The organism is Flavobacterium chungnamense (assembly GCF_039539165.1).
In the GTDB taxonomy this organism is placed as follows: domain Bacteria; phylum Bacteroidota; class Bacteroidia; order Flavobacteriales; family Flavobacteriaceae; genus Flavobacterium; species Flavobacterium chungnamense.
This window is the reverse complement of record NZ_BAABCS010000020.1, coordinates 197,504-217,184: the sequence shown is the minus strand read 5'-3', so window position 1 is coordinate 217,184 and position 19,681 is coordinate 197,504. Positions and strand designations below refer to the sequence as shown.

At 31.4% G+C, this 19,681-nt stretch carries 19 protein-coding genes; 4 read left to right on the top strand and 15 right to left on the bottom strand.

What is annotated here, in order from left to right; genetic code table 11:
• Window positions 1-18: 18 nt before the first annotated feature.
• Together tsaE and porX are read right to left on the bottom strand one after the other, a co-directional pair.
• Entirely contained in the window at window positions 19-435 is a 417-nt protein-coding gene (gene tsaE, locus ABD771_RS11465; RefSeq protein ID WP_345094665.1) for a tRNA (adenosine(37)-N6)-threonylcarbamoyltransferase complex ATPase subunit type 1 TsaE, read from the bottom strand.
• A 70-nt stretch (window positions 436-505) separates the two neighbouring features.
• On the bottom strand, window positions 506-2,059 hold the full coding sequence (gene porX / locus ABD771_RS11460; protein ID WP_345094662.1) for a T9SS response regulator signal transducer PorX: 1,554 nt from the start codon (window positions 2,057-2,059) through the stop codon (window positions 506-508).
• 234 nt (window positions 2,060-2,293) lie between these two features.
• Between porX and ABD771_RS11455 the strand changes: the two genes are divergently transcribed.
• Together ABD771_RS11455 and ABD771_RS11450 are read left to right on the top strand one after the other, a co-directional pair.
• Entirely contained in the window at window positions 2,294-4,327 is a 2,034-nt protein-coding gene (locus ABD771_RS11455; protein ID WP_345094660.1) for a M13 family metallopeptidase, read from the top strand.
• Between the two features lie 64 nt (window positions 4,328-4,391).
• Entirely contained in the window at window positions 4,392-5,027 is a 636-nt protein-coding gene (locus ABD771_RS11450) for a matrixin family metalloprotease (protein WP_345094658.1), read from the top strand.
• A gap of 120 nt (window positions 5,028-5,147) precedes the next feature.
• On the opposite strand, the gene ABD771_RS11445 is transcribed toward ABD771_RS11450, so the two are convergent.
• From ABD771_RS11445 to ABD771_RS11385, 13 genes are all read right to left on the bottom strand, one after another.
• Window positions 5,148-5,291: a hypothetical protein gene (locus ABD771_RS11445; RefSeq protein WP_345094655.1), complete on the bottom strand. Its 144-nt coding sequence runs from the start codon at window positions 5,289-5,291 to the stop codon at window positions 5,148-5,150.
• Window positions 5,292-5,518: 227 nt separating this feature from the next.
• Window positions 5,519-5,758 carry a 4a-hydroxytetrahydrobiopterin dehydratase gene (locus ABD771_RS11440; RefSeq protein WP_345094653.1) on the bottom strand — a complete coding sequence of 80 codons (240 nt, stop codon included), beginning with the start codon at window positions 5,756-5,758 and terminating at the stop codon, window positions 5,519-5,521.
• Window positions 5,759-5,763: 5 nt separating this feature from the next.
• Window positions 5,764-6,513 (bottom strand): maleate cis-trans isomerase family protein, encoded by a 750-nt coding sequence (locus tag ABD771_RS11435; protein WP_345094651.1) that lies wholly within the window; start codon window positions 6,511-6,513, stop codon window positions 5,764-5,766.
• An 8-nt stretch (window positions 6,514-6,521) separates the two neighbouring features.
• Window positions 6,522-7,028, bottom strand: a complete 507-nt coding sequence (locus tag ABD771_RS14340) for a PH domain-containing protein (protein ID WP_486320574.1) — start codon at window positions 7,026-7,028, stop codon at window positions 6,522-6,524.
• A gap of 6 nt (window positions 7,029-7,034) precedes the next feature.
• On the bottom strand, window positions 7,035-7,943 hold the full coding sequence (locus ABD771_RS11425) for a fumarylacetoacetate hydrolase family protein (RefSeq protein WP_345094647.1): 909 nt from the start codon (window positions 7,941-7,943) through the stop codon (window positions 7,035-7,037).
• A gap of 55 nt (window positions 7,944-7,998) precedes the next feature.
• Window positions 7,999-9,108: a cupin domain-containing protein gene (locus ABD771_RS11420; RefSeq protein ID WP_345094645.1), complete on the bottom strand. Its 1,110-nt coding sequence runs from the start codon at window positions 9,106-9,108 to the stop codon at window positions 7,999-8,001.
• 50 nt (window positions 9,109-9,158) lie between these two features.
• A complete protein-coding gene (locus tag ABD771_RS11415) occupies window positions 9,159-10,139 on the bottom strand; it encodes a carbon-nitrogen hydrolase family protein (RefSeq protein WP_345094643.1) in 981 nt (326 codons plus the stop codon).
• A complete protein-coding gene (locus ABD771_RS11410; RefSeq protein WP_345094641.1) occupies window positions 10,139-10,855 on the bottom strand; it encodes a hypothetical protein in 717 nt (238 codons plus the stop codon). Before ABD771_RS11410 ends, ABD771_RS11415 begins: the two co-directional genes overlap by 1 nt.
• 8 nt (window positions 10,856-10,863) lie before the next feature.
• Window positions 10,864-11,286 carry an acyl-CoA thioesterase gene (locus tag ABD771_RS11405; RefSeq protein ID WP_345094639.1) on the bottom strand — a complete coding sequence of 141 codons (423 nt, stop codon included), beginning with the start codon at window positions 11,284-11,286 and terminating at the stop codon, window positions 10,864-10,866.
• Window positions 11,287-11,331: 45 nt separating this feature from the next.
• Window positions 11,332-12,912 (bottom strand): FMN-binding glutamate synthase family protein, encoded by a 1,581-nt coding sequence (locus tag ABD771_RS11400; protein WP_345094637.1) that lies wholly within the window; start codon window positions 12,910-12,912, stop codon window positions 11,332-11,334.
• A gap of 87 nt (window positions 12,913-12,999) precedes the next feature.
• Window positions 13,000-14,589, bottom strand: coding sequence for an AMP-binding protein (locus ABD771_RS11395; RefSeq protein WP_345094635.1), 1,590 nt, complete (start codon window positions 14,587-14,589; stop codon window positions 13,000-13,002).
• Window positions 14,590-14,662: 73 nt separating this feature from the next.
• On the bottom strand, window positions 14,663-16,954 hold the full coding sequence (locus ABD771_RS11390; protein WP_345094633.1) for an oxidoreductase: 2,292 nt from the start codon (window positions 16,952-16,954) through the stop codon (window positions 14,663-14,665).
• A gap of 62 nt (window positions 16,955-17,016) precedes the next feature.
• Entirely contained in the window at window positions 17,017-17,616 is a 600-nt protein-coding gene (locus ABD771_RS11385; RefSeq protein WP_345094631.1) for a flavin reductase family protein, read from the bottom strand.
• 257 nt (window positions 17,617-17,873) lie between these two features.
• Here ABD771_RS11385 and ABD771_RS11380 point away from each other — a divergent pair, with 257 nt between their 5' ends.
• Window positions 17,874-18,293 carry an IS1/IS1595 family N-terminal zinc-binding domain-containing protein gene (locus ABD771_RS11380; RefSeq protein ID WP_298303922.1) on the top strand — a complete coding sequence of 140 codons (420 nt, stop codon included), beginning with the start codon at window positions 17,874-17,876 and terminating at the stop codon, window positions 18,291-18,293.
• Window positions 18,294-18,392: 99 nt separating this feature from the next.
• Window positions 18,393-19,664, top strand: a complete 1,272-nt coding sequence (locus tag ABD771_RS11375; RefSeq protein ID WP_345094628.1) for a hypothetical protein — start codon at window positions 18,393-18,395, stop codon at window positions 19,662-19,664.
• Window positions 19,665-19,681: the final 17 nt, after the last annotated feature.

Below are 19,681 nucleotides of genomic sequence, written 5' to 3'. Positions count from 1 at the left end.
ATAGCAATTTCAATTTTGCTATGTATTCTGTGTTAAAGTTAAATGTCTTCTTCCGTCTGGAAGCATCACGATTTTGATTTTAGAATGTTCCAGAGGAATTAAATTTGGAATATTTTCTGCCCATTCGATAAAGCACCAATTACCTGAATAAAGATATTCATCAATACCCATGTCCAAAGCTTCAGTTTCATTCTTCAATCGATAAACATCAAAATGATAAATATATTGATTATTAGATATTTGATATTCATTAACTAAAGAAAAAGTTGGACTACTTGTTGCATCATTAACACCCAATTTTTTGGCTAATGATTTTATCAAAGTTGTCTTTCCAACACCCATTAATCCCTTAAAAAGAATAACTTTTTTGGGATTTTCTGATATAATTTTTTGTGCTACTGCATCAATTTCGTCTAATGTAAAAATTATTTCCATTGTTGATTTTGTTTGTAGTTTTCAATATTCAGTGCTTTTGAATACATAACACTGAATACTGTCAACTATTTTATCTAGGATTGAAAACTAAAAACGGAACAATTACTTCTTCTAATGAAATTCCTCCATGTTGATAGGTATTTCTATAATAACTTACATAATGATTATAATTGTTTACGTAAGCTAAAAAGTTATCATTCTTTGCAAAAATATAAGAACTACTCATATTTATTGAAGGTAAACCAATTTTTTTTGGGTCCTTGATGGCGTAAACATCCTTATCTTCATAAGTTAAACTTCTTCCAGTTTTGTATCTTAAGTTTAAACTAGTATTCTTATCGCCAATTACTTTAGATGGATTTTTCACATTTATAGTTCCGTGATCCGTTGTGATTATTAATTTAAATCCGAGTTTTTGTCCTTGTTGAATAATATCTATCAAAGGAGAGTTTTTAAACCAACTCAATGTCAAAGAACGGTAGGCTTTATCATCTGATGCCAGTTCTTTTACAACATCCATTTCTGTTTTAGCATGAGATAACATATCAACAAAATTGTATACAACAGTAACTAAATTATTATCTTTTAGAGCTCTAAAATTATCAGCTAATTTTTTTCCACCAGCTAAGTTGGTGATTTTAAAATAATCTTGTTTTATGTTTAATCCTAAGCGTTTTAGATGTGCTGATAAAAATTCAGCTTCATATAAGTTTTTGCCACCTTCTTCAACATCATTCTTCCAATATTGAGGAAATTGTTTTTCCATTTCTAAAGGAGTTAATCCAGAAAATATTGCATTTCTCGCATATTGTGTAGCCGTTGGAAGTATTGCAAAATAAGGCGTTTCTTTTTCTAATTTGTAATAATTATTGATGGTGCTTTCCATGGCTTTCCATTGATCATAGCGTAAATTGTCAATTACAATAAAAAGCACTGGTTTGTCTTTTTTTACTAATTCAGGAACTACTAATTCTCTAAATAAAGTATGCGATTGAATAGGTTTATCCGCTTTTGGCTCAAACCAATCTTCATAATTTCGTTCTATAAACTTACCAAATTGTGAATTTGCTTCTACTTTTTGAGACTCAAGAATTTCAATAAGATTGGTATCTTCAATGTTTTCTAATTCTAATTCCCAAAAAATTAATTTTTTGTATAACTCAATCCAATCCTCATAAGAATTTACCATAGAAAGTTCTAAAGCAATTTTTCTAAATTCCTTTTGATAATCTAAAGTTGTTTTTTCTGAAATCAATCTAGAATGATCTAAATTCTTTTTCAAACTCAATAAAATCTGATTTGGATTTACTGGTTTGATAAGGTAATCGGCAATTTTAGAACCAATTGCTTCTTCCATGATATATTCTTCTTCACTTTTAGTAATCATTATTACAGGCGTTGAAGATTTTTTCTCTTTAATTTCTGATAGTGTTTCTAATCCGCTCATTCCAGGCATATTTTCGTCTAAGAAAACTACATCAAAATTGTTTTCAGCAAAAATATCAACTGCATCACGACCATTATTACAAGTAGTTACTTCATAATTTTTCTTCTCTAAAAAAAGGATGTGTGGTTTTAACAAATCAATCTCATCATCCACCCAAAGTATTTTGATTTTATCCATAATGGTATTTAATTTGGTGCAATTTACTATTTATAGAACGAACGATGTATTAAAATTATTGTAAAAAAAATAGTAATAAATATCAATAGGTATATTAAAAGATAAAAATGATTAAATTTGAATTTTAAAAATGTTTTATATGAAATTGCCACTAACAAAGAGTTTGTTGCAAACAAACTCCAATAAGTAAAGGCGATAACATATATCACCGCTAACAAATCAAAATTTACATATATGAAATTATTACAAAGATTAACACTAATAACTTTGGCGACAGTAACAATAGTAAGTTGTAACAAGAAAGAAGCTACTTTTATTGATCCATTATTAACTAATAGAGATACAACAATCAATCCATCAGAAGATTTTTTTAATTATGCCAATGGAGGTTGGTTTAAAAACCATCCTATTCCTTCTTCTGAAAGAAGTAATGGTATTTTTAGAATGATTCAGGACACAATAAATAATCAAATAAAATCTATTTGTGAAACTTCGGCTAAAGCTGGTGCCGAAAAAGGTAGTAATAAACAAAAGATTGGCGATTTTTATGCTTCTGGAATGGATTCTACAACAATAAATAAATTAGGAGTTAATCCTCTTAAAGAAGAGTTTTCTAAAATTGATGCCATTAAAGATGTTCCAAGTTTGCTTAAAGAAATTGGTCATTTACACACCATTGGTTCTGGTGCTGGTTTCGGTTTTTATGTAGGTCAAGATGATAAGAATAGTGCTAAGAATGCTATTTTTCTTCATCAAGGAGGTTTAGGATTAGGACAGAGAGATTACTATTTCAATACTGATGAAGAAATTGTTACTATTCGCAAAGAATACGTTAAACACGTTCAAAAGATGATGGAATTGATAGGAGTTAAGCAAGATTTAGCTATTAAAAATGCTGCTTCAGTCATGAAATTAGAAACCAATTTGGCCAAAGCTTCAAGAAAATTGGAAGCTTTACGTGATCCAATTAAGAACTATAACAAAATGAGTATTGCTCAATTGAATGGAATTACTCCAAATATTGATTGGAATGTTACTTTGAAAGATTTCGGAATTGCTAAAGCTGACACAGTAATAGTTGGACAACCAGAATTTTATAAAGCATTTAATGGAATGCTAAAATCATATGCAATTGATGATTGGAAAACGTATTTAAAATGGGATTTAGTAAATACATATGCTGCCTATTTGAATAAAGAAGTTGAAGACCAAAATTTCAAATTTTATTCTACTGTGATGAGTGGTGTTAAGGTTCAAAAGCCAAGATGGAAACGCATTGTAGAACAAACTGATGGATCTTTGGGAGAATTGATAGGTCAAGTTTATGTTGATGAATATTTGCCTAAAGGAACAAAAGAAAAACTACTTGAAATAGGGAATAACATTCGTGATGTTTATGCAGTTCGTATCAAAAATCTTGATTGGATGAGTGAACCTACTAAGAAAAAGGCTTTGTATAAGCTAAGTAAAATTGTCATGAAAGTTGGCTATCCAGACAAATGGAAAGATTTGAGTTCAATAACTATCGATAAAAATAATTATCTGAAAAATGTGATGGCTGTCAACAAATGGTCTTATGATGATATGACTAATAAATATGGTAAGCCAGTTGATAGAACTGAATGGGGAATGTATCCACAAACTTACAACGCTTATTACAATCCTAGTAATAATGAGATTTGTGTTCCAGCGTGTAATATCATTGTTCCTGGTTTTGAAGGAAGAATGCCAGATGATGCTATTTTATATGGAATTATAGGCGGTTCTACCTTTGGTCACGAAATTACACATGGTTTTGATGATCAAGGAAGTCAGTATGATGATAAAGGAAATTTAAATAATTGGTGGACTGCTGAAGATTTGAAGAAATTCAAGCAAAAAACAGCATTAATTGTTTCTCAGTATAGCAAGTTTAAAGTAGGCGATAAAAATGTTAATGGAGACGCTACACAAGGAGAGAACATAGCTGATTTAGGTGGAGTTGTTATGGGATATGAAGCTTTCAAAAAGACAAAACAGTTTAAAATCAATGAAAAAATTAGTGGATTGACTCCAGATCAACGTTATTTTCTAGCATATGGATACGCTTGGATGGTTAATGGAACCAAAGAATATCTATCACAGCAAGTAATGACCGATGTTCATTCTCCAGCAAAATATAGAATAAATGGTCCGTTGGCAAATGTTACTGAGTTTCATAAAGCATTCAATATAAAACCCGGAAGTGCAATGTATCAACCAGATTCGTTGAGAGTTGTCATTTGGTAATATTTAAAAATCTAGAGTTAAAGAAAAGGCACAATTATTGTGTCTTTTTTTATTAAAAATCTAAATGAAATTAGTTGTATCGTTAGTATTAATTTTTCTTTTTTCATGCTCTAAGTCAGATAAAAGTGTTACTAATAAAGTTGTCGGTGTTCAAATTTATGATGGATTTCCAAAAGAAAAAGCTATAGTTTTAGCTCAAGAAGTAACAAAATTTTATAAAATTAAAACATTTGTATTACCAGAGATTGAATTGCCAAAAAAAGCTTTTGTAAATATAAAATCACCAAGATATAGAGCAGATAGCATAATTACAATTCAAAACAGAACCATAAATGATAGTTTAGATTTTGTTTTGGGATTAACTCATAAAGATATTTCTATCACCAAGCATGATATAAAAGGAAATATTAAAGAACCTAAGTGGAAATATAATGACTTTGGAGTAATGGGATTAGCTTATTGTCCTGGAAAAAGTTGCTTAATTTCCTCATTTCGTTTGAAAAATAAAGACAAAGAACTTGAATATACAAGATTAAAAAAAGTTGTAATTCATGAGTTTGGACACAATTTAGGATTGACACATTGTTCTAACAAAGAATGTGTAATGACCAGTGCCGTTGAAAAAATTTCTACAATTGATAATGAAAAAATGGAGTTGTGCAGTAAATGTAAAAAGCAATTACATTTCTATAAATTATAATTTACCTAAAAGCCAAAAAATAATTAAAAAAATTATAATTGTGCTAATACAACCGCCACCTAATTTTTTAGCAGAATATCCTGCAATTAATGTTTTAAAAAATCCGTTCATAGGTTTATTTTAAATACTTGATTCTATTATTTGAAATACTTCTGTATCATAAATCGTATCTTCAATGATTTGAGTATCATTATTTATCATCAGGATATTATTCAAATAAGTTTCTAAAACTTCAAGATTTGGTGTTATCAGTAGAGGTCCCATATTTTATATCTTTAATTATTACAAAATTGATAAAAATAGACTTAGGATTGTTATATTTTAATTTTTAAATTTTACATAATTACTTGTAACAGTTTTCAAGTTATGCGATGTTAACTAAATAATAGACAACTATAATAACGATACAAGGTTCCAAAAAAAAACATGTTTAGTTTTCTTCGCCGCAAAAAATGATACGATAAATGCCATTCAAATTTTTCATAGAATTTTTATTTAATTGGTATGGCATCTATTTTCTCAGCTAATTGATAATCTAAATCAGTTATTTTGTTTTTTTCGTGACTGTATAAAGTTATTTCTAGTTGAAACGCTTTATGGATTTTACAATCAGGATGATGGTTCATTTCATCAGCGCAATTGGCTATTTTTAAAAGAAATTCTGCCAACTCAGTTTGCGATTTAAACTTAAAATTGTTTACTAGTTTTCCATCAATTACGTTCCATTCCATGATATTTAGTATTTACCGTTTAGAAGTTCTCCACCGATAGCTGATTTGGTTTCGATGCCGAGTTTCTTCATCATTTCAAAGGTAGTACAAACTGCGGCAGATGTAACAGGAATTCCACATTCTGCTTGAATTAAATCAATTGCTTCTAAAGATGGCATTTGAACGCAAGCAGAAACTACCAAAACATCGACATCAGTCAAATCCAATTGTTTGTAAATTTCCAATAAATTCAATGGGTTTTGTGCTGCAACTTCCAAATTATCAGGAATTTCCAGAGCAATACTTTCCTTCACTTTTATACCTTGATGTTCAATATAATCTACAACCATATCTGTTAAAGGTCGCATATAAGGTGTGATTATCGAAATTTGTTTCGCACCTAAAACTTTCAAACCATTAATTAAAGCTCCAGCAGAAGTTACAATAGGAGTAGGAAAGTCATTAGCAACAGTTTCTTGATGTAAATTTACTTCCGAAACGCAGTGATAACCTCGTCCCATGCTCATAATTGCTACCAAACATGCATAACCCATAACATCTACATGAGCATCAGAAAGTTCTTGAGCACATTTCAAACTCATGGAATCCATGGCTTCGAGTTCTTCTTTAGTTACTTTTTTCATTCGCATTCTACTCGAATGGAAAGTAAAACGTTCAGGCAAAATGGTTTCACGTGAACGGAATATTGCCGGTATTTCGGTTTCCATAGTTACGTTTGATGATGGAACTATTTGACCTATTCTGTATTTTTTCATTTGTTTTATTAGATTATGTTATTAGTTAAATTAAGAAATGGAGTAGTTACAACTCTTTTTTCAATTGGAAATAATCCAAAATCTTTTAATATAAAATCTGTATACTTTATTTTCTTTTTATCTTTTGATACAATAACGGTGAAATTATAAAAATTTGAAGGTATTGCATATTTTCCAAATTTTTCCGGATACTTACTTCCTTTGAAATATATTATTTTATAAATTTCGTCAAAATAAATTTCAGTTTTGATGTTCTTTTTAGTTTGAATTATTTTCATTTCTGAATAATCAATTTCTAATATTGTATCTTTATCATTAAAATAATAATCAAGATGTAAAATTATTTGTAATAGAAATGGAATTGAAAGAAATAATAATGTAAATATTAAAATTCCGGTGTTATAAAAAAGATAAATAGTGAAAATTGTATAAAATAAAAAAGTTAAATAAATCCATTTTGAATTTTTTATTGGTTCATAAAATGATTTTTTATTTATTTTATATGTAACTTTCACAGTAAATTATATCTCCTTAACTGTATTCACAATCGTTCCAATTCCTTCCACAGTTGCCTCAACAACATCACCATCATACAACCATTCTTGAGGATTTCTTCCAGCTCCAACGCCTGCTGGAGTTCCTGTTGCAATGATATCTCCAGGTTCTAAAGTGAAAACTATACTTAAATCTTCAATTAAATCATTGATATTGAATAACAAGAATTTGGTATTTGAATTTTGCTTTTCAACGTCGTTTACTTTTAAAGATAAATTCAAATTGTGTGGATTTTCGATTTCGTCTTTGGTTACCAAAATAGGTCCCATTGGTGCGAAAGTATCTTGCCCTTTTGAAACTATCCATTGTCCTTCACGACGGCAATCACGAGCAGAAATATCGTTGATTACTGTATAACCAAAAACATAATCCATTGCATCGGCTTTTGGAACGTATTTTCCTTTTTTACCAATAACAACTGCCAATTCCACTTCCCAATCTAATTGTTCAGTTAGTTTGGTGTTTTTTATGATTTCTGTATTGGTGGCAGTAACAGTCGTTGGTGGTTTTGAAAATATGATTGGTTTCTGTGGTAATTTTCCGGTTGTGTCTAATGTTCTGGCACTTTCAGCAACGTGTTCGGTATAATTTAAACCAATTCCAATGATGTTTTTTCGAGGTTTAGGAATAGGAGCAAGGAACGTTACTTCGTCCATTTCATAAGCTATTTCATCGAAAAAAGATTGCTCAGTTTCTGCAATCATATCGTTAAGCTCTTCGACTAATTCAAATCCCATATCAATTAAATCCAGCATGTTATCTGGTAAAGGAAAATTGGATATTTCACCAAAATCTTCCATATCAATCACTTGATTGTTGTGTATAAATCCTAATCTTGGTTCGGTGTCTTGTGTTTTGTAGGTAAGTAGTTTCATATGTAAGCAGCTAAGACGCAAAGGCGCCAAGTTAAAAGTCTATTTTCTATTCTCTTTATTCTATTTTCTGATGACCATTATTTTCTTCCAATTCTCTTCCTTGATATAATCCTAAACTTTCAATCACGGGCAAATCATTGAAATTGAATAAGCAAGCGTCTTCCGTTTCGGATAAATTGTGGTGTTCATGCCAAGCCCAACTTGGAACACAGAAAATATCCCGTTCTTTCCAATCAAATCTTTTTCCATTAATAATTGAAAATCCTTTTCCTTTGGCACATTGATATACAAAAGAACCTGTGTGTTTATGCGCTTTTCCTTTGAAACCTGCAGGTAATAATTGCATTGCTGCACCCATAGTTTGCATCACATGTCCACCAGTTAATGGATTAGAATATTGCATAAATATACCATCAAAAGGATTGACCTCATTGACTTTTTGAGTTTCTAAAAGTGCTGGATAAACATTTTTCCAAGAATATTTAAACAAAGGAGAATACGGTTTATTCCAATTTTTATCGGCAGGAATTAATCCGGCGCAACCATAAGTTATTGGTGAATAATTTAATGGTTTTACCAATTCTTGCTTGCCATCATAAACGGCATAATCATTAGCTTCCAAAGCATTTACCAACGGAATATCCAAACCATCTTGCCAAATGCAAGTTTTGCCGCCTTCTTCAACTCCATGTTCGTGCCAAGTGGAATTGGGTGTGATAACAAAATCATTGACTTCCAGCATAATTTTATTTCCATCAACAACAGTGTATCCTTTTTCGCCTTCCATAATAAAGCGTAGGGCAGAAGCACGATGACGATGTGCCGAAGTACTTTCACCCGGACGAGTTACTTGAATTCCGGTATACAACCAACCAACAGCTGCTGAAACATCTTTGCGTTTGTCGTTTACCAAATAAACTACGCGTCTTCCTGCTTGCTCTGGTGTAACTAACTCAGAGGATTTTAAAACTAATTCGCGTAAATCATCATATTTCCAAAGCATTGGAACTGATGAACTTCTTGGTTCCCAAGGTTCGATATCATTGGCAACAGTCCATAATGCACCTGCACCAAGCGTTTCTAGTTCTTTATAATAAGCTACTAATTCAGGAGAATCTTGTACTCTTGCACGACCAATTTGGTCATCTGAAAATTTATCTTCCATAATTATTATTTAAAAAAATGTTGACTGAGGCTCTCGAAGTCATCATTTTACTATTTTTTATTAAATTCTTCGTGATTATCAATAAACGTAATTTTTCGAGTAGGAGCAATATTTACTCTCAAATCGAAAATATCAAATCTATTGTAATGTCCGAGAATGTCGTGCATTTGTTTCGGTTGGATGCATTTTTCCAAATCAATATCGGCGTAAACCATTCCTTCGTCGTCTATCAAAGCTTCACCAATTATAGCGCCATTCGGACCAATAAATCCTGAAAAAGCAGAATTTTTTCTAGTTAAAAGTTCATCAACATTGGGAACATCTTCTCGTAAAGCGTCTTTTATTTCTTGAGAAATTGTAGAACACGAAACTATGGTAAATAACTTTCCTTCAAAAGAGTGAGCTGCTGCACGAATTTTTATTGCTTCAGCCATATTGTAATCTGGTGGTGCTACTGGAAGTGAAATATAATTGGCAATATGAATTAATTCGCCTTGAGAAAGTAACGTAAAACGTGCTAAAGTATTAGTATTTTCGCCACAAGCTAAAGTTCCAATTGGACCAATTTCAGTGTTGTATACTTTTAATGATGAACCATCGCCACTTGTCCAAGTTAATTTTTCTGCCCATGTTGGAACTAACTTTCTGTGTTTTCCAATTAGAGTTCCGTTGTTGTCTATGATTAAATTGGTGTTGTAAATTTCACCATAAGAATCGCCACGCTCATTGATTCCTATTACAATATGTATGTTGTTATCTTTTGCCGCTTGGAATAATGGTTTCATTGATTCATCAGAGACTGCAACAGAATTTTTATACAATTGCTCGTACCATTTACTGCCCTGAACTGGTGTCATAATCCAATTCCAATAAGGATAACCAGCGATGAAAACCTCTGGAAAAGCAATTAATTGCGCTCCGTTTTGACTGGCTTCTTTAATGAAAGAAATAGCTTTATCAATCGTTTTTTCTACATTGAGAAAAACTGGTGATGTTTGAACTGTTGCGGCTTTGAATTTTTTGAAGTCCATTATTGTTTGATTTTGTTTGTAATAGTATCGATACCTTTTTCAAATAAAATTGTTTCATCCCAATTATTATTATGAAAAAATACCTTCCAATAAATTACAGATTTTTTTGAATTAGACTTGTATTTTACTTTCCAGAATTTATTAATAAAATCACTTTTAAAATTTGATTTGTTTTGATTTGTATCTACTATAGAATCAATGACTACATCATAATTACTGACATTAATTTTGGATGCAAAATCAATATTGATAGAATCATTTTTTAAATAATTTTGAATATTTATAAATTTTGAACTACTCATAAATCTACAATTAGTTGAAACAACAGCAACTCGAAATATTTTGGAATAATTACAAAACTTTGTAAAATTCACTAATAAGTTATTTTGTAAAACTTCAATATTTTCAGAATTTATTTTTTCACATTCAAAATTGATTTTTTCTTTAGTAGAATAATTTTGAATTTCATTTATTCCTAATTCGTAATCTTTATAATTATTTATTGCAATGATCTTTGTATAAATTTTATTAAAAATTTTATACTTCTCAACAAACTCACCACGAGCCTCAATGCTTTTGGTTTTTAATTGGTAAATTTCTACATCTAACTGATTTTTTAATATTTCATTATTATCCTTTATTATTGACAAATAATCATCTTTATCGTTGCAACTAGCAAAGAAGATTAGAAGTATTATTATAATTAGATGTTTCATAATTTTTATTAGATAATAAAACTGGATATTTTTACTTTCATTTCTTCATTAAAAGCTTCTGCTTTGATGCTTTGTCTGTCTTCTTGGATTTTTACGTTTACCAAAGTTACTTCGCCTTCTAAAACGGTTTGTTCGTTTTGATTAACAAATTGAAATCCGCATACTATTGATGATGATTTTAATTCTTTAACCCAAAGTTTTTTGGTTAGCGTTTCTCCAATTCGTGCAGCATTTTTGAATTGTATTTTCAAATCTACTGTTGGAATTCCGTTAGTTTCGTGCATTTTGGAGAAAGGTCTTTTTAAGGCTTCTTCAAACCAATCTTCTACTAAATCATTAAGCATTTCTAAAAAACGAGGATAAAAAACAATTCCTGCGTAATCAATATGTTTGAAACGGATTTTTTCTTTTTTTATGAAAGGTTGGCTCATATTTATTAACGATTGAAGATTAACGATTTTTGATTTTTGAACAAATTAAAATTTCTCACTACATGCTTTCCTCCAAAAGTACAAAAATTCTTTGGGAACTGTGCTTTCAAATAACAAACAACCAGTTTCTAATTCGGGAAATATTTCGGCGAAAGTTTCTACTTTGTTTCGGTCGATTCGAGTGGTGATTACATCACGCGTTACTTCGTCGGGATGTGATAATCCTGCTGATGCCATTAAATCCATTGCAGATTTTACGGTTTCGTGTTGAAAACGCGCTACACGAAAGCTCTTTTCTTCAGGAACTAATCCTTTCATTAAATCTGGATTTTGAGTGGCAACTCCGGTTGGACAAGTGTTGTTGTGACATTCGAGAGCCTGAATACAACCCAAAGCAAACATCATTCCGCGAGCAGAATTACATAAATCTGCACCTAATGAAAGTGTACGAACAATATCAAAACCTGTAATAACTTTTCCAGAAGCAATAATTTTTATTTGATCTTTGATTCCGAAACCATTTAAAGAATCGTAAACAAAGGCAATTGCGTCGCGCAAAGGCATTCCAACGTGATCTGAATATTCTTGTGGTGCTGCACCAGTTCCGCCTTCGCCACCGTCAACCGTTATGAAATCTAAATAAGTTTTGGTTTCGACCATTGCTTTACAAATAGATAAAAACTCCGATTTATTTCCGATACAAATTTTGATTCCAATTGGTTTTCCTTCGGAACCTTTTCGCAATAATTTTACAAAATCCATTAATTCCAATGGTGTTGTAAAAGCAGAGTGGGTTGGTGGTGACAAAATATCTTGACCTTTCGAAACCAAACGAATAGTTGCAATTTCATCGGTTACTTTTTCTTTAGGTAAAATTCCTCCATGACCTGGTTTTGCACCTTGTGAAAACTTAATTTCAATCATTTTGACATTATCTAAAGTCGCTCTTTTGGTATATTCGTTATAATTAAATTTTCCGTCAGCAGTACGACAACTGAAATAACCTGTTCCGATATTCCAAACGACATCGCCACCCTGTAAATGATATGGAGACAATCCGCCTTCACCAGTATTATGATAAAATCCACCTTGTTTTGCACCGTTATTCAGAGCCAAAATAGCATTTTTACTTAATGAACCAAAACTCATTGCGCTGATATTGAACATACTTGCATCATAAGGTTTTGTGCATTGCGAAGAACCAATATGAACTTTAGGATTCTCATTTCCTTTAGAAAAAGGAATCGCTCGAATACTGTGATTAATCCATTCGTAACCATCTTGATAAACGTCTAATTGCGTTCCAAAAGGCATCGAATCTGATTCTTTTTTACTTCGTTGATACACAATGCTTCGTTGTAGACGATTGAACGGTTTTCCGTCTAAATCGGTTTCTACAAAATACTGACGCATTTCTGGACCAAGCCCTTCTAATAAATAACGCATTCTTCCTAGTAAAGGAAAATTTTTACGAATAGTTTTTTTGGATTGATACATATCGTATAATCCCATTAAAATCAATGGAATAAATATCAATAGCAAAAAACTAAATTTCCAATTGACGTAAATTAGAATTCCAGTTAAGGAAAGAATGGTGATGCTTATTATTAGGAATGCTTTTCTCATTTTTTGTTGTTTAACCGGAAAGTTGCAAAGAATTACGCAAAGTTAGCAAGTTAAAAAATCTTAATACTTAATACTTTCATCTTAATACTATTTCAACTTAAATCGTTGGATTTTTCCTGTTTCTGTTTTAGGTAATTCTTCAACAAAATATATTTGCCTTGGATATTTATAAGGTGCAGCTACTTCTTTGAACCATAGTTGAATATCTTTAATCAATTGATTTGAAGCTTCATTATAATCTTTTAAAACAATATGTGCACAAACTAACATTCCTCGTTCTTCATCTGGCATTCCGACTACTGCACATTCTAGAATATCTTCGTGTGTTAAAAGTACCGATTCTACTTCAATGGCAGCAATATTATAACCTGAAGATATTATCATATCATCGCCTCGAGCCACAAACCAAAAATAACCATCTTCATCTTGACGGAAAATATCGCCAGTGATGTTCCAACCGTTTTCAACATATTCTTTTTGTTTGTCTTCTCTATTCAAATATTTACAACCTGTAATTCCTCTAACCGCTAATCTTCCAGCTTCATTTCTTTGCAATTCATTCCATTTTTCATCAATAATTTTGGCTTCATAACCTGTGATTGCTAATCCAGTTGCTCCAGGTTTCATGTTTTCTTCATTAGATGAAATAAAAATATGTAGCATTTCTGTTGCGCCAATTCCGTCAATAATTTTCAATCCGGTTGCATCATACCAATCTTGCCAAACTTTTAATGGTAAAGTTTCACCAGCCGAAACACATTTACGTAAGCTAGAAATATCAAACTCTTTTACTTTAGTTGTAATGATTCGCCAAGCTGTTGGAGCTGTAAAGCAAATAGTTATTTTATAATCTTGAACGGCTTTTAATAACAAATCTGGACTTGGTTTTTCAATTAAAAAAGTAGAGGCACCAAAATACATAGGAAACAAAACCAATCCGCCTAAACCAAAGGTAAAACCAAGTGGTGGACTTCCTGTAAAAATATCATTTTGAGTAGGTTGCAGCGAATACTGTGGAAAACATTCGCAAATATTCAAAATATCTTTGTGAAAATGTGCGGTCATTTTGGGCAAACCTGTTGTTCCAGAAGTGAATCCAATTAAAGCAACAGAATCAGATTTGGAGTGGTAGTTATCAAATGTCTTGGGTTTTGAAACCATCAATTCCTCTAATTGAGAATTTCCATAAAAACAAGTTCTCTTTAAAAAATCAGATTTCACTAAATGGATTTCTTCTTCTAATTCTTTATCACAAAATGCATGAGAAATTTCGGCACAATCAATTATAGTTGTCAATTCTTTGGAACGAAGTAGAGGCATTGTGGCAACTACAATTCCACCAGCTTTTAAAACTGCAAACCAACAAGCTACCATCATTGGATTATTAGCCGAACGAATTAAAACTCTATTCCCAGATTTCAAACCTAAATCATCAACTAAAACATGTGCAATTTGATTGGCTTTTTCATACAAATCCTGATATGTCCATGTTTCTTGAAAAGTTCTAATGCAAATATTATTACCTCGACCTTCAGTAATATGATTATCTAATAATTTCTCTACACAATTGAGGATTTCTGGTCGATTGAATTGCGGTAAATCAGTAAATGCATAATTAGGTTGCAAGTCTAAACTTGGTAAATTTAAATGTGCAAAATTATCTTCGTAATGCTTCATAATTTTATATTTCTCGCAAAAAATGCGAAGTCACAAAGTTTTGTCTTAATACTCAATACTACAAATCTTAATACTATTTCTTATTACTCTTCGGTTTCAACGCTTTTTTCATAGCTTCCGCTTGTTTTCTTTCTGAAACTTTTAGTGGATACAAATGTGATATTCCCATTTTGTATTGATTTGGAATGTCATTTGATTGAAATTGTTCGTATGCTTGAGCATTTCTCACAAAATTAGCATCCAATAACAAAGGTCTTCCTAAAGCTACTAAATCGGCTCTTCCGTTTAGAATTATAGTATTTATTTGATCAATATCTTGAATATAACCTGCCGTAATCGTTGGAATATGAACTGTATTTCGAACGGCATCTGAAAACGGTGTTTGCCACATTCTGCCTGTAATTGTCTTCTGATTGGCAACTGTATTTCCTGTAGAAACATTGATTATATCTGCGCCAGCATTTTTAAAAGTAGTTGCTATTGCCATTACATCATCTTCTGAAATTCCGTTTTCTACCCAATCGGTTGCTGAAATTCTTACTGACATTGGTTTTTCTTTTGGGAAAATAGCTCGCATTTCATTGAAAACTCGTAATGGAAATTTTAATCTATTTTCAATACTTCCACCAAATTCATCTGTTCTACTATTTGTTAATGGTGATAGGAAAGAAGCTAGTAAAAATCCATGATGCGCTTGTAATTCGATTAAATCAAATCTAGCTTCGTTGGCATTTTTTGCTGCTTGAACAAATTGTGAAGTAACCAAATCCATATCTAACAAACTCATTTCTTTTGGTGTTGCTGAATTTTTATTGAATGGAATTGCAGAAGCGGAAAGTAATTCCCAACTTTCTCCAGAAAAACTATCTTCCCAAGGAATTTTTGAGCCACCTTTTCGACCCGAATGACCTAATTGAATTCCGATTTTAGTCTGTGTGTTTTCATGAATAAAATCATTTATTCGTTTCCATTCAACTATTTGGTTTTCATTATATATACCTGAACAACCTAAAGTAATACGTCCGGTTTCTGAAACAGCAGTCATTTCCGTCAAAATTAATCCCAATCCGCCAATGGCTCTTGAGGTATAATGCTGAAAATGCCAATCGTTTACGAAACCACCTTTAGCCGAATATTGACCCATAGACGACATTACGATTCGGTTTTGCAATTCTAAATCTCTTACTTTGTATTTTGAAAAAGCAGCCGATTGATTTTTGATATTGACATTGCAATTGTCATTGAATTCTTCTAAAACTTTATCAGTAAATGATTTATCACGAATTTGTAGATTTTCGAAAGTCACTTTTTTAGAACGTGTCATGCAACCAAACGCAAATTGGTAAAAAGGATGTTGGTTGTTCCTATCCATGTTTTCAAACCAATCTAACGACACTAAAGCCGCGTATTGAATCATCTCTACAGGATTTCTTCGAGTTTTATCGTATTGCTCAAAAGCGGCTTGAACATTGTTTGAATTTGCAATTACAGCATCCGAAAGCCCTATAGCGCAATCCATAGCCAATTTTGTTCCCGAACCAATAGAGTAGTGGGCTGTAGCTTTGGCATCACCTAACAAAACTACATTTTCATGATACCATTTTTCATTGGTTACATGTGGAAATTGTCGCCAATGCGATTTATTTGAAATTAATGGATGTCCGTCTAATTCTTCTTTGAAAATTTGAGCAATTTTTGTGATTGTATCTTCTTCATTAGTAACTTCAAATTGGAATTTTTGCCAAGTTTCATCTGAACATTCGAAAATCCAAGTACTCATTCCTGGTTCATATTGGTAGGAATGTGCAACGATAACACCATGTGGAGTAGTTCTAAAAAAATAAGTAAAAGCATCTAATGGCTTTGTGGAACCTAACCAAACGAAACGGTTTTTCTTTAAAACAACTTTGGTTCCAAATTCCTTTTCGTATTTAGAACGTATTCCACTCGAAATTCCATCGGAAGCTATAATTATATCGGCATCTTTATAGTGATTTAAATCATCAATATTTTGTTCAAAATGAAGATTAACACCTTCTTCAAGACAACGTTGGTGCAATAGTTTTAATAATGTTTTACGAGAACAACCGCAAAAACCATTTCCTGCGATGTTTACGAACTGTCCATCACGAGCAACAATGATATCGTCCCAATAAGCAAAGTTGGAACGAATTAATTCATACGATTGCATGTCTCGCTTTAAAAACTCACCCAAAGTTTCATCTGAAAAAACTACTCCAAATCCGAAACTATCATCGGGTTTGTTCCGTTCGTAAACATCTATTTGGCAATGAGGCATTGCTTTTTTGGTTAGGATTGAAAAGTAAAGTCCACCAGGACCGCCACCTATTACTGCTATTTTCATATTTAAATGGAACGCGGATGAAACGGATGCTATAAAACACTGATTTCCGCGGATTTTTATATTTAACTTCTTTTGACAGAGAATATTTCTCCTATTTTACTATAATTGGAACCTGCTAATCTTGAAACTGGTTTGTAATTTTCCATATTGATTTTATAATTATCTAAGAGCACATCATCATCAAAATGCATCATTACAATTTCTCCAACAATCATAGTTGCTCCATTGTTTTCTGGATGTGGCATTGTGAAATTATGAATCATTTTGCATTCAAAAGAAATCTTGGATTCTTTAACACGTTTTGGTTTTATCAATTTACAATCAATAGGTGTGAGATTGGCATGCAGAAATTCATCTACATCAGAAGGTAATTCAGCCGATGTCATGTTCATTGCTTCAACTACATCTTCAGTAACCATATTTAAAACAAACTCACCATTTTGCAAAACATTTGATAAGGTATCTTTATTTTGACCCTTATTTTTGGCAGTTGTAAACATAATATGTTTTTCACCAACAATATTAAAATAGGAGAAAGGAGCAAGGTTGTTTATTCCTTTTTGGTCAATTGTTGAAATCCAACCAATAGGCCTTGGAATTATAGAACCTGTGATAAGCTTGTATAAGGATGATGAATCTAAATCTTTGGGATCAAATTGCATTTTGTTGTATTGTTTTTACAAATTAAATGAAATTAATAGGAATATTCTAAAATCGATTGGTAAAAATTATCAACTTTATATATTTTATATTGAAAAGGTAGTTTAAAACATTGAAAAAGTAAATTTTAGCTAAAAATTAGTATAAATGAAATAATTTCCTTGTAAAATTATATACTCTATAATTTTATTGTAAAAAAAATGGCAAAAATGTTTTTGTATATTTGCTAAATTAGTATATTTATGCAAAATTTATATATATGGAGATTTTAGCGTGTCCAAAATGTCAAAGTGACAACATTGTAAAAAGTGGTGTAATCAAAGACAGACAAAGATTTTTATGTAAAAAATGCAATTATTATTTTACAGTAAATAAACTCGGAAAAAAGATAGATAGTTACTATGTTACTAAGGCTTTACAACTTTATTTGGAAGGTTTAAGTTTTAGAGAAATAGAGCGTATTATTGGTGTCTCTCATGTAACTGTTAGTAATTGGGTTAAAGAATATAAAGTAACAAAACCTAATCATACAGATTACCATCCTACATATAAGATATATAACCACTTAGAATTGGTAGAATTTTTAAAAAACAAAGACCAATTGAAAGGCGCTGGAATGATAATAACCGAGTTAGGAGACAAATTTATGCTAATAAAGTGGGAACGTTTCAAGGATTAACTATAGTATTTACATAAATATATATCATAATTTTTTTCATTAACAAAATTTTAGAATTTGGTCAAGCAAAAATGAATTACTAACCAAATTTTAAACCTTATGAAAAAAATTATTTTGTTATCCTTTGCAACTTTCTCTTTTATAGGAAATGCACAAACTACAACTGCACCTGCAGCTCCTGCAGAAAAAGAATGGGATGTAAGTATGTATGGATTTATTAGAACCGATTATATTTGGGACACTAGAAAATCAGCACAAGTTAGAGAATACAACTTAAATTTATATCCGCTTGATGAAGTTCTTGATGCAAATGGAGATGATTTGAACGGAGTTGGAGCTTCAAATTTTTTATCTGTAGTTTCTAGATTAGGAGTTAAAGTAAAAGGACCTAATGTATGGGGATCAAAAATGTCAGGAACACTTGAAGGTGATTTCTTTGGTAATACAGAATCTTCAATTGGTCTTTTAAGATTACGCCATGCTTATGCTAATATGGAATGGTCTAAAACAACACTTACTTTAGGACAAACATGGTATCCAACATTTATTCCAGAAGTTTTTCCTGGTGTTGCAAACTTTAGCACAGGAATCATGTTTAATCCTTTTGGATGGGCATCACAAATTAGATTAAAACAAAATCTTTCAAAAGAAATTTCATTTGCTTTGACAGCATATAAAGAAAGAGAGTTTACTACACAAACCGCTACAGGAGGAACACAAAATTCTGCTTCATTCAATTCCGCTTTACCAACATTACATGGTCAATTTCAATTTAAAAATAAAAATTGGATTGCTGGTTTAGGTGCCGAATATAAATCATTACAACCTTTAACAGAGTCTGCTGGAAAATCTTCAACTGAAAAAGTAAATAGTACTTCAGTTGTTGGATATTTCAAATATTCAAATGATAAATTTTCTATCAAAGCTTATGGTATTTCTGGAAAAGACATGTACAACTTAGTCATGTTAGGAGGTTTTAATGGCTATACAGTTGCTGGACAACAAGAAAAATATGAGGCAACGAAAACTTCATCATTTTGGTTGGATTTGGCTAGTAACAACAAAAAAACAGCACCTGGATTATTCTTTGGATATACAAAAAATGATGGAGCTGATAAAAATGGACTTGCTGCTGGCGAAACTGTTAAATACTATATGAGAGGTATTTCAGGAACTAGAGTTGTAGATAATGTTTGGAGAGCTTCTGCAAGAGTAGATTTTAAACAAAATAAATTCAGAATAACTCCAGAAATTGAATACACAAAAGCTACTTGGGGAGATTTAAAGTCAGATGCAAGTGGTGCAGCAGATTTAAACCAAAAAGAAGTAGGAAACTTTAGAGCAATGATTTCTTGTGCTTATACATTCTAAAAAATAATCAACTAAAA